Source organism: Prevotella sp. PTAC (assembly GCF_013166535.1).
GTDB lineage: Bacteria > Bacteroidota > Bacteroidia > Bacteroidales > Bacteroidaceae > Prevotella.
In genome coordinates, this window is the sequence record NZ_JABKKK010000001.1 from 85,801 (window position 1) to 103,953 (window position 18,153).

General features: G+C 45.8%; 13 protein-coding genes. 5 read left to right on the top strand and 8 right to left on the bottom strand.

The features are described from left to right. Positions 1-41 precede the first annotated feature (41 nt). Entirely contained in the window at positions 42-1,034 is a 993-nt protein-coding gene (locus tag HPS53_RS00375) for a polysaccharide deacetylase family protein (protein WP_172203771.1), read from the bottom strand. Positions 1,035-2,263: 1,229 nt separating this feature from the next. On the opposite strand from HPS53_RS00375, the gene HPS53_RS00380 reads away from it, so the two are divergent. The 4 genes from HPS53_RS00380 (at position 2,264) to istB (ending at position 9,654) form a co-directional block, all read left to right on the top strand. Next, a complete protein-coding gene (locus HPS53_RS00380) occupies positions 2,264-5,932 on the top strand; it encodes an N-6 DNA methylase (protein ID WP_172203773.1) in 3,669 nt (1,222 codons plus the stop codon). A gap of 2 nt (positions 5,933-5,934) precedes the next feature. Beyond that, positions 5,935-6,783 (top strand): hypothetical protein, encoded by an 849-nt coding sequence (locus tag HPS53_RS00385; RefSeq protein WP_172203775.1) that lies wholly within the window; start codon positions 5,935-5,937, stop codon positions 6,781-6,783. Between the two features lie 503 nt (positions 6,784-7,286). Beyond that, entirely contained in the window at positions 7,287-8,888 is a 1,602-nt protein-coding gene (istA, locus tag HPS53_RS00390) for an IS21 family transposase (protein WP_172203777.1), read from the top strand. Continuing rightward, positions 8,875-9,654, top strand: a complete 780-nt coding sequence (gene istB / locus HPS53_RS00395) for an IS21-like element helper ATPase IstB (protein ID WP_172203779.1) — start codon at positions 8,875-8,877, stop codon at positions 9,652-9,654. Before istA ends, istB begins: the two co-directional genes overlap by 14 nt. A 63-nt stretch (positions 9,655-9,717) precedes the next feature. On the opposite strand, the gene HPS53_RS00400 is transcribed toward istB, so the two are convergent. Next, positions 9,718-10,818, bottom strand: coding sequence for a site-specific integrase (locus tag HPS53_RS00400; protein WP_172203781.1), 1,101 nt, complete (start codon positions 10,816-10,818; stop codon positions 9,718-9,720). Between the two features lie 336 nt (positions 10,819-11,154). Here HPS53_RS00400 and HPS53_RS00405 point away from each other — a divergent pair, with 336 nt between their 5' ends. Beyond that, entirely contained in the window at positions 11,155-11,703 is a 549-nt protein-coding gene (locus HPS53_RS00405; protein WP_172203782.1) for an HD domain-containing protein, read from the top strand. A 171-nt stretch (positions 11,704-11,874) separates the two neighbouring features. Here the strand turns inward: HPS53_RS00405 and queF are convergent, their stop codons facing one another. The 6 genes from queF to menD form a co-directional block, all read right to left on the bottom strand. After that, entirely contained in the window at positions 11,875-12,360 is a 486-nt protein-coding gene (queF, locus tag HPS53_RS00410; protein ID WP_172203784.1) for a preQ(1) synthase, read from the bottom strand. A gap of 144 nt (positions 12,361-12,504) precedes the next feature. Beyond that, positions 12,505-13,185 (bottom strand): queuosine precursor transporter, encoded by a 681-nt coding sequence (locus HPS53_RS00415; RefSeq protein ID WP_104368928.1) that lies wholly within the window; start codon positions 13,183-13,185, stop codon positions 12,505-12,507. A 96-nt stretch (positions 13,186-13,281) separates the two neighbouring features. Beyond that, positions 13,282-14,229, bottom strand: coding sequence for an AMP-binding protein (locus HPS53_RS00420; RefSeq protein ID WP_104368929.1), 948 nt, complete (start codon positions 14,227-14,229; stop codon positions 13,282-13,284). Next, entirely contained in the window at positions 14,208-15,248 is a 1,041-nt protein-coding gene (gene menC / locus HPS53_RS00425) for an o-succinylbenzoate synthase (protein ID WP_104368930.1), read from the bottom strand. Before menC ends, HPS53_RS00420 begins: the two co-directional genes overlap by 22 nt. 286 nt (positions 15,249-15,534) lie before the next feature. Further along, complete coding sequence (gene menB, locus HPS53_RS00430; RefSeq protein ID WP_172203786.1) at positions 15,535-16,356, bottom strand: 1,4-dihydroxy-2-naphthoyl-CoA synthase; 822 nt, start codon at positions 16,354-16,356, stop codon at positions 15,535-15,537. A gap of 56 nt (positions 16,357-16,412) precedes the next feature. After that, positions 16,413-18,071 carry a 2-succinyl-5-enolpyruvyl-6-hydroxy-3-cyclohexene-1-carboxylic-acid synthase gene (menD, locus tag HPS53_RS00435; protein ID WP_172203788.1) on the bottom strand — a complete coding sequence of 553 codons (1,659 nt, stop codon included), beginning with the start codon at positions 18,069-18,071 and terminating at the stop codon, positions 16,413-16,415. Between the last annotated feature and the right edge of the window lie 82 nt (positions 18,072-18,153).

The following is an 18,153-nucleotide window of genomic DNA, read 5'->3' on the forward strand; positions in this document are numbered from 1 at the left end:
TTAACGTTAGGTCCGCTCAATTTAATACGATGCCGAAGCTTTCACTTATTGGCGGATCCGGACACCTTGATGCAAACCGGCCCGCCACCGGGGTTGAAGTCTATCAAACTGCTGTCACCCCTAACAATAACATCGAGATTCCGGCCATCCTGCCGGGCCGATACCACAACCCTGCCGACTATCATCGTCAAAGGCTCGCTGAATATCTCACGGTCTAACGGAAGCGACGGCCGAACAGTGATCTCATCACCCCTCTCCCTCACTTTCAGCCTGACGGCGTCACGCTCTTTTACGTATGCTGAAACATCGTGAAACGTACCTACCCAAACGCTGTCCCGCAGTGAGCCCACATACGCCAGGTGGTTCCACAATATCCGCGGATCGCTGAAATGGTCATAGCCATAACTTATACCATGCGTCATTCCCACGCCCCACTTGCGGTCTCTGATCAGCAGTGCGACCCAGTTTCGAAGCCAGGCCTCGTCCCGTTTAGAACCGATGCTCACCTGTTCAACACGCGAACCGACACGCCCGAACTCGCAATACTTCACTTTCTCCGGACTTTTTGCGTTGCCCGGATAGAAATATGTTCTCGGAAAACGGCCGGTATGCTTCCATATCACTGTGTCGTTGTGCTGCCCCTCATAGCGCAGTGCCTCGCCTTCCAGTCTGTTCACATTCACATGCGCCCACCCGTGCGATGTTATCTCATGCCCGGCATCGCTCATCTCACGCAACATTTTCCACGTCATGCGGGGCTTTTCCCTGACGAGGACATCCGACGTGTCGCCGGCGGCAATCAACTGTTCGTAACGGTCTGTTATCTTTCCGTTGACACAGAACGTCCCCTTAATACCGTATTCATTCAATCGTGGATACAGTTCGGTGTAGTGTTCGAGCAGTCCGTCATCAAACGTATAGCTTACAGCAGCCGGCCTGTCTCCCTTAAACTTTGCTACCGCCACCTCTGTCTGCGCCTGCAAGCATGCGGCACATGGAAACATTATATTTACAAGTAGATATCTTGGTTTCATAAAACACGTTGTAACATCATCAAACAACAACATCCGGCGCAACTCCGCACGTACCGAACGGCAATGGCACGGCAGACCCACATACATGATATATAACGACCTTTACACATGATATATTATGCAACGTGAGAGCTAATTATCCTGTAAAAAGCAAATAACGGGTGTCATGGCATAGAAACAAACATATCCCGGCAGTTTGTTATTTGTAAGAATTATATCATAAAAAAAGCACTTTGCTTTTTCTCATTCTACATCGACGAACACGATACATACCGCGATACACAAGATGACGGGATGATTGCATGATGATAAAAAAATGCTTTTTCCCTGCAACGGGACGCTCGTTGTAACGTGTTTGGCAAGTAAATGCAAGACGTTTGGATACCCGTTGGATCGCAACGGGTATCCAAACGCAGAGCAACGGGACGCTAAACGGCCGACAAACCTCCACAGAAAGTTATCGTTTGAAGCGAAAGCAAACTTCTTTTTCGCATATCATATTTATATTCAAACAGTTACACAAAAGCCAAAAATACGGAGATATTTACGGCCACTTGATTTAAATTTTGAAACAATCGATTTATGGAAGACTTTTTGTAAATATTATTCAAACAAAATAACATTATCAGTCAACGTGTTTCATACTTTGCAAAACAGAAACATTAACACCGGCAGGCTGAAATCTTTCGAAACAAAAAAGCTCAGCCTGCCGGTATCTTTCTCTTATTTTTTTCGTAATTTTGGAAGTCTTTTGCAACCTCCTTTGTATTAAGAGGTTTGAAAGAAGAACTGAAAAGAGGGTAACGAATTGGCAACCGTGTCTGTTTCTGCGCTTTGCTGTGAATTGCTATCAATGTCACTCGTCTTGATGCAAAAGTAGCAATAAAAATCGAAAACGGATCAAACACACCTGTAATATTTTTCTAAATCTGCGAATGCGTTTTGTTGCTTACATTTTTTATCCGTAAATAAGTCTTCGATTTGCGATTCCTTTGTCTTCGGACTCATAAAAAACAAGTTTAGTCCGTATAGCCAATAGGATAAACTAAACCTTAGAATTCGCCATCATTTACATTTCAAGTACAACAAAATATAAAGTAATGTCTTTACGATTTCTTATTTGCTCACCACATCAAAAGTTTTCCTATATTATTCTTTTTGAGAAATCCAAATAGAAACGAGGTGTTCTCTAATTAATTTCTTAACTTTGCAAACAAATTAGGAATTCTATGGATATTAAGAAACATATTACAGCATTAGGATTTGTCCCCCAAAACGGAACGAATGGCATTTATCATAAAATATATGTTGATTATGCTATAGAAATTGACTTTGAAAAACAAAGCATTAACTATGGCAGTGATATTATTGCCGAAAGCAAGACTACACAAAATTTCTCACAGCCCGAAAATTTTGTAGTGCTTGAGTGTGTTGACAGATTACTCTGTAAAGGATATAAACCTCAGAATATAATTTTAGAAAAGACTTGGCCATCTGGACATGGTACATCAGGACGATTGGATATTTGTGTTAATCGCGAAGATGGTACACCATATATGCTTATCGAATGTAAGACATTTGGCAAGGAGCACAATAAGGAGTTAGTGAGAATCCGTAAGGATGGTGGACAATTATTCACGTATTTCCAATTATCTGGAGGCAAGGCTGATGTGCTAATGTTATATGCATCAGAGTTGAAAGGCAATAAGTTTGTATATGTGAATGAGATTATCAAGATTGAAGATGATTATCGCAATGGTGATGTTAAGGATATTTACGAAAAATGGAATAAGCTTACCAAAGATAACGGTGTCTTCGATTCTTGGGTGCAACCATATAATTTCCAAAGCAGGGCTTTAACAAAGGAACAATTAAAGGAGATTAAAGCAGAAGATTCAAGCTTTATCTTCAACCGTTTCCTTGAAATACTGCGCCACAATGTGGTATCTGATAAGGGAAATGCTTTCAATAAGATATTTACGCTCTTCTTGTGTAAGGTTTATGATGAAACAACTACAGGTAAGGGTGAAGAATTAAAGTTCCAATGGCTTGAAGGACGAGACAATCACGTTGATTTCCAACTTCGCTTGACAGACCTTTATAGCAAAGGAATGAAAAAATTTTTAAACAGGACTGTTAGCGATTTCAACAATGAGGACTTTGATAAGCGTTGTGCTAACCTGAATGAAGATACTAAACGGTATCTTTTAAGAGAGGTAAACAAACTCCGTCTTGAAAAGAATAATGAGTTTGCAATCAAGGAGGTGTATGACAATTCTTCATTTGAAGAAAATGCAAAGGTTGTAAAAGAGGTTGTAGAGTTGATTCAGGGATATAGAATCCGATACAACAAGAGACAGCAATATTTGTCTGACTTCTTCGAACTACTACTTACTACTGGTCTCAAACAAGAGGCTGGACAGTATTTCACACCTGTACCTATCGCACAATTTATCATAAAGAGTCTTCCTCTAGATTCTATTATGACAGAAAAGCTATCTCGTAAGGATGGTGAAATTTTGCCATATATGATTGACTATGCTGCTGGTAGCGGACATTTTATCACAGAGTTTATGCACGAAATACAAGACATCATAAACGGGTGTGATACTTCCAAATATATCGAAGAAACAAGAAAACATCTTATTAATTGGCAGAATTGCCATTTCGATTGGGCTACAGATTATGTATATGGCATAGAAAAGGATTATCGACTTGTGAAAGTTGGTAAGGTGGGTTGTTATTTGCACGGTGACGGTTTGGCAAATGTTATCCTAAGTGATGGACTTGCCAATTTCTGCAACAACAAAGAGTATAAAGGTAAACTACGTAAGCAAGCAAATGATGAACAAAAGGATAACCAACAGTTTGACATTGTTTTGAGTAACCCTCCATACTCTGTATCTTCATTTCGACAGACTACTCGTGATTACTATACAGAGCAAGATTTTGAATTGTATAATTCTCTAACAGACAACAGTTCTGAAATAGAGTGCCTGTTTGTAGAGCGTACGAAGCAGTTACTTAAAGATGGCGGTATAGCAGGAGTTATTCTCCCAAGTTCAATATTGAACAACTCTGGCATCTATACGAAGGCTCGTGAGATTATATTGCAATACTTTGATATTGTCGCAATAGCAGAATTGGGTAGCAATACCTTTATGGCTACCAACACAAATACTGTTGTTCTATTCCTTCGTCGTAGAGATAATTATTTTGCGGCCAACACAAAGAATGCTGTTGATACATTCTTCCGTACATTGAATGATGTAACTATTAATGGCATAGAAACTCCTGTCTCAAAATATGTATCTCATGTTTGGGAGGGACTTGATTATACAGATTATGTTACATTGTTACAGAAATCACCAAATGATAAAGTAAAGGCACACGAAATATATGCAGAGTATAAAAAGAAAATCTCTGCCAAAAGTGATGCAAAGTTACATGAAACAGTATTAAGTATAGAAGCTGAAAAACTTTTGTATTTTATTTTGGCTTATCCTCAAAAGGTTGTTATTGTTAGGAGCGGAGAGAAAGATGTAGAAAAACGTTTTTTAGGCTACGAGTTCTCAAACCGTAGAGGTAATGAGGGTATTCATGCAATTCAAAAAGGCAAAAACATTGATGAGTGTACACAGCTCTTCGATATCAGTAGCTGGGATAATCCTGATAAGGCAAGTACTTATGTATATCGAGCTTTCAAGGGCGACTGTGTTTCACCGATTGCAGAGAATATGCAATCACATATTAGTCGTATGTCTTTAGTAGATATGCTATCTTTTGAGAGAGATACTTTTGAAAAGTTCCTTTCAACTACGGCAAAAAAAAAAGTAAAATTCAGCGATAAATGGGAACATGTGCGCATTCCGAACTCTATTGATAAAATCAATGGTTCAATGACCAAAATTCCAGAATCTGAAATTTTGATTGCTGGTAAATATCCTGTTTATACTCAAGATATTCAGAATGATTCTGCTGGATTTTCAAATAACACCAATCCTATAACTGATGTGCCTATGGTTTTATTTGGAGACCACTCTTGTGCTGTAAAGTTCATCGACCAGCCTTTTTTTAGAGGTGCAGATGGTACGGTTTTATTGAAACCCAAGAAGGAATATAATCCTAAATACTACTTTTATGCTATTGAATATATTGTAAACAGATTTTTAGATAAGACAAAATATGAACGGCATAATAAGTATTTGCAAGCATTATATATTCCGAACCCTCCTACTGATATACAGCAACAAATTGTAACAGAAATAGAACAAGTAGTTAATGCCAAAGCACTATTAACACAACAGATAAAACAGAAAGAAAATGAGATAGAAAATTTCTTATCTTCTATCCAATATGAGGATGATAGTCTAAAAACTATTGCCCCTTTTGCGACTAAATCTATTAAGTACTTTGAAATAGAGTCTGAAACATATATCACAACCGACAATATGCTTCAGAACAAATTAGGAATTGTGTCATTTGAAGGAGAGGCGAATATTTCATCAATTACGGAGTATAAGAAAGATGATATACTGATTTCTAATATTCGCCCATATCTAAAGAAAATTTGGTTTGCGGATAAAGACGGTGGGTGTTCGAAAGATGTTCTTGTATTAAGGTCAGCCGATACAAATAAATATCTTCCAAAGTACATTTTCTATATGCTTCGTAGAGATGTATTCTTTGAATATGTAATGGAAGGTAAAAAGGGTATCAAGATGCCACGAGGCAATAAGGAAGATATAATGAAATATAAAATTCCGATGCCTTGTATCGATGAACAGAAACGCATTGTAGCCCAGATAGAAGTGTTAGAATTAGAGATTGCTAAAGCTCGCACTTTGACAGAAAATGCAGCGAGTGAGAAACAAGCTATACTTGATAAATATTTGTGATTATGGAAACAGTTGGTGCTATACAGGAAACATATGATATATGGAGTTGGTTGTTACCACTCATCAGTGGAGCTATAGGTGCTTTAATCGGCACTTATGGAGGCTCTTATTTTTTACATTGGAAGCAAGAAAAGAAGATCAAGAATGTGCGTTCAATGGCCGTTAAAGCATTAGATATTTTCAAAGAATATGCTCAGCATAAGAAGAGTTATGCTGATTCAGCTAATGAATTTAATACAAGACTTAATGTCTCTGAAAAGAGAGCGGTTGTTGTAGCATTGCACAAACTTGGAGTTCCGTTTGAGGCTCCAACTAGAGACACTTTTGATATCAAAAGTATAAGATTTCAAAATATTACAATAGATAAGGATGAAATTGTAGCAATGATCGTACAAATAGATAAAGGTAATTGCGATACACTATTCTTTACTGATATAGAATCATATTTCACTACAAATCTTAGACTTAATGCTGTTAGAAATGTGGGCAAGAAATATGTTGAAGAAGTTCATGCAAAAAGTTGGGTGGAGAAAGAAAAGCCTAATACAATTGTGAATCCTGTAGATTGGTATAAACATTTTACACCAGGAGAACTTCAAACCATATTAGTACTGAGAACACAATTAGCAAACACAGACTATTTTTCTCAAAATGGACGGGCAGATTCGAATAAGATTAAGGATTTGATTAGAGAAATCGAGATTGGCCTTTGGGATAATTATTTATTCTACGACTATGAGTCTTTCACAAATATTCAAGCGCAGCATAATTTGGCAAATGTTGTGCAAAGTATGATAATGATGAATCAGCAACAAGTTAACAATGCTCCACAAAAAACAGAAACAGCTTAAAGTAATTAAACAGTAATGGCGACCGCATCAAGTGGTCGCCATTACTCGCTTCAAGTTTCATGATTCTACTTTTTTTTGGGGGGGGTAATTGATTGTTATAGATGATAACATAATAAATCATTTGCGATAAATGGGTACCAATCTATTGCTGCAAATGGTGTGCAAGAGTCATTATCTAACATATCTTGTTCACCCTCTTCGATCAATAATGTCCATAGAGTAAACCTTTTATATTTCCCTGGTTGTATATCTGAAGCAGCTACAACCTCATTCCCCGTTTACATTTCTTCTTCCTACGAAGTATATCCGCCATCTCCTGATTAGCTTCTGCATCAGTGGCGTTTGGAAAAGGCGCGTGAGTTTGACCCCTTCGGGCACGCGGAACTGACCCCTTCGGGCAAAATAAAAATGCCCCCTGTCGATGATACGGCAGGGGAATTTTTTTGTAGTTTTGAGAATCCTTGTCCTGGCACGGCGGGGTTCAATGTCAAATACTACAAAATATGATTGCAAAATTAAAAAACATCCAGAGATGTTACGCAGTCGGAATGGGAATAAAAGAGACGGCCAATACGTTTCACATTTCCCGCAACACAGTGCGCAAGTATGTCCGGCTGTTCATTTCAAGCGGCAAGCCTACAGATCAGCTGCTTGAACTTACGGAGGAGCAGCTCCGTGACATGTTCGGATGCACGGAGTTCCGTCATCGCGAGCCTTCGCAGCGTCAGCTCGAACTTGATGCGCTGATACCGGATTATGTCGCCCGTCTTTCACGCAAGGGAACGACCGTGCGCAAGCTCTTCAATGAGTATCGGGAAGGTCATACCGATGGCTTTCAGGAATCTGTGTTCAAACGCGCCGTCAGGCAATACCGGTTCCACACCACTGTCGTCGGTCATGTCGAGCACTATGCCGCCGACCAGATGTACATCAACTTCGCGGGCGACAGACTCGCGGTTGTCGACGAGATGACGGGCGAGGTCAAGAAGGCCGAAGTGTTCGTGGCCATACTTCCGTTCAGTCATTATACTTACTGCGAGGCTGTATGGTCCCAGCGCAAGGAAGACCTGATCAAGGCCTGTCAGAACGCCTTTCAGTACTTCGAGGGTGTTGTGGCGGCCATCGTTCCCGACAATCTCAAGGCGGCGGTGAAGACCAGCGACCGTAACGAACCGGTAATCAACGAGGAGTTTGCCGCCTTTGCCGAACATTATGGATGTGCCGTATACCCGGCGCGTGTACGCCATCCAAAGGACAAGGCACTTGTCGAGAACGCGGTTAAGCTCCTGTACCGTTCAGTCTATCTTGATATTGAGGGAATGGTTTTCACCTCTCTGGATGAGTTGAACACGGCGATACACATATCGCTGCTAGACTTCAACGAGAAGCCGATGGCCGGCCGTGAACTGTCGCGCCGTGACATCTTCCTTCGCGGGGAGAAGGACTTTCTCCGCCCCCTGCCCGAGAAACTGTTTGTCATGAAGGAACGCAAACTGATGACAGTCGGCAAGAACTGCTACGTATCCCTGTTCAAGCACCACTACAGCGTTCCCCGCGAACATGTGGGCAAGCGTGTGGTCATCCTCTACGATGCCGACACAGTGGAGATATATTGCGGTCTGAACCTCGTGGCGACGCACGACAGATGCGACATCCCTTACACATACTCGTGGAAGAAGGAGCACAACCTGCCCGGTCATTACGGCCCTTACGACAAGGACCTCGAGGAACTCTTCCAACGTGCGGCGGAGATAGACAATATCGTTCTGGATTACCTGCGAGAAGTAGACAGACGGATGCAGTACCCGCCAAAATCCTTCAGCAGCTGTCGGGGGATACTGTCGCTCGAGAAGAAATATGGAACAGACCGGCTCATAGCGGCATGTGTATGCGCCTCGCAGAAATCTGAATACGGATATCAGGCGCTGCGTGAGGTCCTTGAACAGGGCGATGACGCCGACTTCCTTCCCGACGAGGATGGAACAGTCCATACCCCGGCATCATCATCCCCCGCGCCTGTGCACAAAAACATCCGGGGGCGCGAATACTACAGCGTCAACCACAAAGAAAACGTAAAAAACGACAACTCCAATGAAAACAAATGACAAGACAGCGCCGGTGAGACAGCAGCCGGACCAGAACGCCATATCGCTGGATCTGATGAACCGCATGAAAATGCACGGAATGGCCGAGGCCTTCCGCGAGAGTCCGGCCGGAACTACGGCACAGGCCATGACCCCGGACTCATTCCTGTCCATGCTGCTCAGCCGAGAGTGGGACTACCGCGTTCAGGCAGCGGTGACAAGACTGACAAAAAACGCATCGTTCCGTTACAAGGCATACCTCGAGGAAATTGACTATACGGTCAGCCGCAGTCTTGACCGCAACCAGATGGAACGGCTGGCTACCCTTGACTTCATCCGCAACGGACAGAATCTCTTCATAACCGGGTCAGCCGGCACAGGCAAAAGCTTCCTTGCCTGCGCCCTGGGACACGAGGCCTGCAAAAGAGGCATACGCACACTCTACGCCAACGCAGCCAAGCTTCTCGGGCTGCTCAAAGTGGCCAAGGTCAAGAACAGTCTTGAGGCCGAGCTAAAGAAAATCGAACGATGCCAGCTTCTTATACTCGACGACCTGTTCCTTGTCCAGCTCGACGCCAAGGAGCGACCGATCCTGCTCGACATCATCGAGGACCGTCACGAGCGCAAATCCATCATAATCACCTCACAGTATCCGCCATCCAGCTGGTACGACATGGTGGGAGACCCGACGGTGGCCGACGCAATCCTCGACCGGATAGTCCACTCAACGCACTCAATCGAGCTTACAGGCGAAAGCATGCACAAACTCAAGGCTAAAAAGGCCTGAAACAACAACTGAGGTAAAATAAAATTGACCCCCGCCGCCAGGACTTTTAAGGGGTCAATCTTATTATGCCCGAGGGGTCAAATCCCGCGTGCCCGAAGGGGGCAAACTCACGCGCCTTTTCCAATGACGACTGCAATGAAATGAAATTGACTTGGTTATACCACATTCCTTTATCATCCGTTTCAGAGGTTTACAGACAGACCAGTAGTTCAAGCCGGGGAATATGCGGTTGTCTTTCTGCATCGGTCGGTAGCGTTCTATTATCTGCAAGGGTATATCCAGCAGCTTCACTTGAAAGGGGACTTTTGTCTTGTGGCGTTTGGACAATATCCACTTCTCGCCATTCACCTCCACTATGTTGTCATTCGTCAGTTCCTGAATGTCCACGAAAGACAAGGCGGTGAAACTTGCAAAGACGAAGATGTCACGAATATATGCGAGCTTGCTGTCTGCAAACTCATGTGTCATGACCGCTTTCAGTTCATCTTCCGTCAGATATTCCCGTTCCTTTACATTGGGACTGATGTGGAACTGTGCGAAAGGGTTGCGTGGTATCAGTCCGTTGAAGTGCGCACGCATCACCACGCCTTTCAGCCACATACATTTCTCCCATATCGTTCCGTTATGCAGTCCGGCTTCCGTTGAAAGATATGCGGCAAACTCCTTTATGAAATCGGGAGTAAGTTCCGGCATAGCCATGTCGGTACGTTTATAAAATGACTTGATGAAAGCCGCAACATAGTTCCTTGCCACTACACGTGAGCGGTAGGTAGCCATTGTACGATCTTTTCCCACACGCTTCTTGAACACCTCGTTCTCACGGTCAAAAGCCTTGAGCAGGGTTTCATACTCACTACCGATTCCCTGATAGGCGTTGCGTACCATTTCAGCCGTGACGAATGCCTCACGGTCTGATATGCGCTGGTAATGTTTGATGATTTGCGCCTTGATGTTGTCCAACGCAAGATTGATGTCCCGTGCCTCGCGGCTCTTGCCTTTCGCCTTGTTGCCTTTCACGTCCCAAAGCGATTTCGGGATGCTCTGCTTGCAACTGAACTGCGCCACAGTTCCGTTGATTGTAACCCGTCCCATAATGGGGACAATACCGTTTTTCTCCTTGCTGCCGTTCACGTAGAACAGCACCTTGAATGTGCTTCTTGCCATACTCGTTTTTTGTTTGCAAAGTTATTACTCAACGAGTTAGACCTTGATATGCCAACCTATGCCACAAGCTGCCAGATACAACACGGTGTGTTAAAAATCACCATCCGGCGGGTAACGATTTGGAGACCGTTCTGCTTCATAAATCCTCTTTCCTTTGCATTACCCCGGTTTCTCGCCTGTCCTCATTTGGCTTCGCAAACGCCTTATTGACAGGCGTAACGAAGACATTTGTCCCTTTTTATTCGGCTTTTCCAGAGATTTTCAGTATTTTTGCACCGAAATAACACTGTCGGGAAAAAGTGAGATCCGGCACATTAAAAATCATTCAAACACGCTATGGATTATCAAAAAATAATAGACAAATACTATCTGGAGGACAACGAGCTGAAACGCCTGCTAATACGCCACAGCCACGATGTGGCACACCGTGCCTTGCTCATAGCCGACCGCAACCCGCAGATAGCCCTCGACAGGGCTTTCGTGGAAGAGGCCGCAATGCTGCACGACATCGGGATATTCACGACAGACGCTCCTGGAATACACTGTAACGGTAAAGACCCGTATATAAGACACGGCATCAACGGTGCCGAACTGCTGCGGGCAGACGGCCTGCCACGCCATGCGAGGGTATGCGAACGGCACACCGGCACCGGAATTACCAGCAAGGCCATCGAAGAGAGAGCACTGCCACTCCCGCCGCAAGACTTCACGCCCGAGACACCCGAGGAGATACTTGTGTGCTATGCTGACAAGTTTTTCTCGAAGTCTCATCCCGATCGTGAGCGCACGGTGGAACAGACGGCACGCAGTCTCGAAAAGTTCGGGACAGAGAGCGTGGCCCGTTTCATGGAATGGGCAAGGATGTTCGGCGAATATGGCTGTTAGTCATGTATCGGCCGAACACCCTGTCTATTTACGCCCATATTCGCCGCGTCACAATTTCCACACTGGCACCGGCATCATTTCTTCATACCGACAGGCATGAAAGGCCGGTCTTTGTATGGGTGTACACACCCGTCATTGGCAAACACCGGCCCGTATCCATCCAAGAAACCGTTATCTGTTCAATAACTGCGATGTGCCGCCATAGTCCATAAGCCGGCGTTCGGCCATTTGTTCATATTTAGTGCCGGGTCTACCGTAGTTTGCATACGGATAGATGCTGATACCCCCACGCGGAGTGAACAGCCCTACAACCTCTATGTACTTTGGCCTCATCAGCCGCACAAGGTCTTTCATTATCTTGTTTACACAGTCTTCATGGAAGTCTCCGTGGTTGCGGAAACTGAAAAGGTACAGTTTGAGGCTCTTGCTTTCCACCATACGCTCATCCGGTATGTACATTATTTTAATCTCGGCGAAATCCGGCTGGCCTGTAATCGGGCACAGCGACGTGAACTCCGGACAGTTGAACTGCACCCAGTAATCATTCTCGGGATGTTTGTTGGCAAAGGTTTCAAGCACTTCCGGAGCATAGTCCATAGAATATTCGGTGTTTGAACCCAAGGCCTGCAAGCCCTCATCTTTTCTTTGTTCGTTCATTTCTTATTTTATTTATGGATTTAAATAAGTAAAAGGAGCTTTAGATGTGTACATGCCGGAAACTAAAAACGCACCTTGCCGCTTCCTTGCATGTTCACATGCCTTGTCTTCTTTACTTATCGGTCATTTAATTTTCACTTATCCTCAGAACTTAAATATCCTGTAATCGGTATCACGATCATACACATCCTCTCCCTCATGCCGTTTCGTCAAACGCACCACACGGATGGTGACTGGCAGTACGATTATCTCGTACAGCGTTTTCAGAACCACCTGCGAGATAATCAGCGATGGCATCTGGGACAACGGGACGACCCCAAGAAGAGCGAGAGGAAAGAATATAATGGAATCGGCCGTCTCACCGAACACGGTGCTGACAATCGCGCGGGCAGAGAAATTGCGGCCCGCCGAGCGCACTTTCATTCGGCTCATGACATACGCATTGATGAAAGACCCTACGAGGAAAGCAAGAAAAGAGGCCGCCGCTATGCGGGGAGCGAGACCGAAAACAGCGTGAAAACCTGCGTCGCCGCTCCAATACGGAGCGCCGGGAATGGCATCGGCGATAGCTCCGAACATCACGAAAAGGAAATTCATGGCAAAACCGGTCCATATAAGCAGACGGGCACGGGCATATCCCCACACTTCGCACACACAATCGTTAATGACATAAGACACCGGAAAAACCAACAGACCGCCGGTAATATTTACCGGCCCGAACATCATCTGCTTTGTTTCGAGCACGTTTGCCGTAATAAGGCAAACGCAAAACAGTATGCCGAAAAGCATGAACAGCACACTGACCTGAGTTTTTTTATTGTTCATTTTCTTGTTTTTTTACGGAGGTTGGACAAGCACTCCATGTTGTTTTACATTATTATCAATATCTCATTTTTATATTACATACTTGAACCCACCTGACTATAACAGACGTTTCACCTTCCCCGTCTCTGTCATCGGCAGGGCTTTCACCGTCTCGTAATATCTCGGTTGCCAGTACTTAGGCAACACCCGACCGCATATCCGCTCCGCTTCGGCAGTGTCACTGTCTTGTATCACAAGCATTACGGCTTCTCCAAACTTCTCGTCCCTACGCTTCGTTATCATAAACGGAGACGCTATATACGGTCTCAACAGTCTCTCCACCTCTTCTGCCTGTATCTTTATCCCGCCGCTGTTAATCACGTTGTCGAGCCTGCCCCGTATGCGGAAACGCCGTCCGTCGGGGGCTATCTCGGCTATATCGCGTGTGACCAGCGGACTGTCGCACACCGACGGCGCGTCGACAACAAGACAACCATCGGCATTCAAGGATACACCCACAGTATCAAAAGGCGTATACATATTATCGGAACCCTTTCCGCTAAGCCGTCGCAGAGCTATGTGTGAAAGGGTTTCGGTCATTCCGTACGTGCTCCAAACAGCATTTGGAAACGACCGCAACCGTTCGGCCATATCGTCATCTATGGCTCCTCCGCCTATTATCAGGTGCCGGATACGCATCAACGCGGCACATTCGGCAGGCTCACGGAGTGAGTTATATACCTGCATAGGTGTCATGGCAGCGAAATCGGGTATTTCATCCAGTCCTCGCAAAGGATGCCCGGAAGGCTCCACGGAAATCAACCGCAAGCCACAAACCTCACTTCGCACCACCATCATCTTGCCGGCGATATAATCGAGAGGCATACAGAGCAGAGCGCTGTCTCCCTGTCGAAGACCGAGAAAACCGCAGGTGATACGCGCCGAGGCGGCCATCCGGCTTTTCTCAACCGCAATCAGCTTCGGTACACCCGTTGAACCGCTCGTCTTCACGGTAACTGTCGGCGAGTCATTGAGCCACTCTTTCAGGAATTCGGACAGTACCACAGCTCGTCTTTACGTATCTCTATCGGTCTGTCTATGTTGTTCTCAAACAGTAGTCCCGTGCCAAGCCCTTGAGGAACACTTATCCTGTCACCATAAATACCGGCAGTAAGCTGTGCAATGGCATTGAGACCTACATTGCTTTCGAGTGCGCTCGTTATCCAACTGCCTGTATCATGAGCCTTGGCGGCACCCACCCACTCTTCCACACCTCGCATACCCCCATGCAGAGATGGTTTCAAAACGATGTACGCCGGCTTGACAATATTGAGTAACTGAGCTTTCATTTCAGGCAAGTTCACACCTATCAGATCTTCATCGAGAGCAATGGGAAGAGGCGATTCCCGGCAAAGCTCGGCCATATTGCCCCACTGCCTGGCGGCAATTGGCTGCTCAATGGAATGTACAGCATACTGCGACAGAAGTTCGAGCTTATATAATGCCTCATCAAAAGTAAACGCACCGTTGGCATCAAGACGTATCGTCATCTCACGAGAAGAGAACCGTTCACGTATCCTGCGCAACAGACTAAGTTCATGCTCAAAATCAATGGCACCGATTTTCAACTTCACGCAGCGGAACCCTTGGTCTATCTTTTCTTCCATTCCGGCAAGCATCTCATCGTAAGATCCCATCCACACAAGTCCGTTAATGGGTATTCCCGTCTCGCCACGACTGAAAGCAGTGTCAAAGAGCCTTGTACTTCCGGCATTGAAATGTGCCAAAGCCGTTTCAAGGCCGAAAAGCATGGAAGGATACGGACGCATGAGATCATAGTCTATCACACCCTCCTGCTCGAACTTATCACACAGGGCACGCAGTGTCTTGGCGTATTCTGGAATATCATCACAGCTCAAACCGGGCAGCGGGGCACACTCGCCTACCCCTATTCCGCCATCTGCCGCATCACAGGAAGTCAGTTCCAGAAACCACGATTTACGTGTGTCATACACTCCACGCGATGTTCCGGCCGGCTGTTTAAAACGCAATATACGCTCGGTAATATTTATCTTGTATTTCATTTTATCTATGTCCGTTCATTAATAATATGCCTGTTCAAACCGTGCTCGCAAACTGACAACTACAGAATCATCATTCGAAAGAAACCATTTCCCTTGCATAAAGAACATGACTCAAAATCGACAGGCATCTATTTTCAATTCAAAGAGACAGGATTATCCATTCGAAAGAATTAAAACCCCATATCAAAAGAAACGTATTTCCCACATTGGAATCATTCTTTCCCATGCCGAAGAAAGGGATGCCGGATACCGGGAACGGTACGTGAGGCATTCAACAATACTATATTTACGGCATCTTCGGGTATTTCGTAAAATCGGGTTTACGCTTTTCGAGAAATGCGCGACCGCCTTCCTGAGCCTCATCAAGGAAATAATAGAGCATCGTAGCGTCTCCGGCCAGCTCCTGGATACCGGCCTGTCCGTCAAGCTCTGCATTAAGACCGGCCTTTATCATGCGCAAAGCGAGAGGGCTGCGCTCCATCATTGTCTCCGCCCATTCAACACATTCGTCTTCCAATCGGTCGAAAGGGACAACCTTGTTGACAAGTCCCATGCGCTCCGCTTCCCCGGCGTTATACTGCCGACAGAGGAACCATATTTCCCTGGCTTTCTTCTGTCCCACTATTCTTGCAAGATAAGAAGCACCGAAACCGGCATCGAACGATCCCACCTTAGGACCGGTCTGACCGAAAACGGCATTATCACTCGCTATCGTAAGGTCGCACACAAGATGCAGAACGTGCCCACCGCCGATAGCATAACCGTTGACCATGGCTATCACCGGCTTCGGCAGGCGCCTTATCTGCATCTGCACATCAAGCACACTGAGACGTGGGATACCGCTCTCGTCGACATACCCGCCACGCCCTTTCACGTTCATATCTCCCCCGGAGCAGAACGCCTTGTCGCCCGCACCTGTGAGAATGACCACACTTATATCCTGCATCTCACGGCAAATGGCGAAAGCCTGCGACAGTTCCCATGTTGTCTTGGGCGTAAACGCATTACGATAGCGCGGCCTATTGATCGTTATCTTTGCTATTCCGTTGTACTCCTCAAATATTATTTCCTCAAAATCACGTATCTTTTTCCACTCTCTCGATTGCATATCCGTATTATGTTTTTAATTTATTATATGTTACTAACCATCAACTCCTTACCTATTTAACATTCTAATTTCCAGCCGCTAAAATATTCCCGCACCGCTGCCGCGTCTTCCTCCGCATCCGTAAACACCTCAAACACAAGAGGACGGTGTGTTCCGCTGTAAAGGAAAGTTTTCATGTTTTTTGCCAGGTCATCAGCGTTTCGAGCCGAAATATAGCCTATATCATGGGCGTCACATATCCCGTGGGCACTCGATCGATGCCCGCCGGCCACATACTCATCACGGACCGCACCGGCTTCGAGACCGCAAAGAGTGCTGAATATGCCGCCACAAGCGTTGTTAAGAAGCAGCACACGCAGGTTGCCTCCTATCCCGCCATTCCACAACGCATTGTTGTCATAGAAGAAACTGAGATCTCCTATTACGCAGAATGTGATGCTGTCGCCGGCCGCCGAGAAACCCGCCGCGGCAGAAAGCGACCCTTCTATGCCGTTGACACCACGATTGACGTATATATAATGGCCGGAAAACATGCATCCAAGCCGCACCGCACTGCTGTTGGCATAGTGCACATCATAGTCGTAATCAGCCTCTTCTATCATAGACTCGAACATTTTTACGACCATCATCTGAGAGTAACGGGGAGTAAAATCGGCGGCACGCACGGCGGCACGGTCCAGCGCCGACTGCCACAAAAACTTGAATTCACTGCATTCCGACTTCTCTAACATGGCGGCAAGAGGCGCCAATACGTCGGCGGCACGCCCTTCAATGACAACGGTCTGACTGCAAAACGTGTCGTGAATGTCACCGTCTTCGCTCACAGCCCACGTCTCGGTGTCAGCCACACGGCGAAGAAACGCCTTAAGACGCTTGCTCACCAAAGTGCCACCGACATACAGAATGAAATCCGGACGGTAGGCAGACACCTCATCAACGGCAGACAACACCTCATCGAAATGCACACACCCGATACCGGGACAGAGCGGCTCTTGAAGCACTACGGCATGATTAGACAAAGACTTCAATGCCCTACCTAATTCATCACAGCATCCATACTGTCCGGCAACGATCATCGGACGATGTGCTGACATAAAACGAACAGCCACATCATCAAGCACCGCCGGGCTGACAGATGCCGGCCGCAAACGCCTCACCACACGCACATCGGGAAGCACAGGCACTGTGAAATCAAACAGCGGCTCGCTTATCGGCACATTGATATGTACCGGAGCATCCGTATCGCCACGCATGGCAAGCAATGCTTCATTGACCGACCGGCCGCAATGCCACCTGCTTTCATTATCGACCGGTTCCGGAATACATACACAACGGCGAACGAAACAGCCCAAAGCACCATCTTGGGGAAGTGTCTGACCGTCGAGTTGCCCAATCCACTGCAACGGACGGTCGGCAGAGACAACCACGATCGGCAAGTGGCGATAGTGCGCTTCGGCAACAGCCGGAGCGAGATTAAGCAGTGCCGAGCCTGATGTGACGCACACTGCGACCGGCGCACACACACGCAATGCCATACCGATAGCATAAAACCCGGCAGAGCGTTCGTCTGTCACCGCATGACACTCGATGCCCGCCTCGTACAGATTATGCACTATCGGAGCATTGCGTGAACCGGGACACACCACCGCCCGACTGACACCATGCGCCAAAAGCAATGAGGTCAGTATGTTGATATTCTCTTTTGAGCTATACATTATATAACAATCCTATCATTACTATTCCAATCAGACTATGACAAAAAACATGCGATAGCCGCACGACAGGCATTCTCCACAT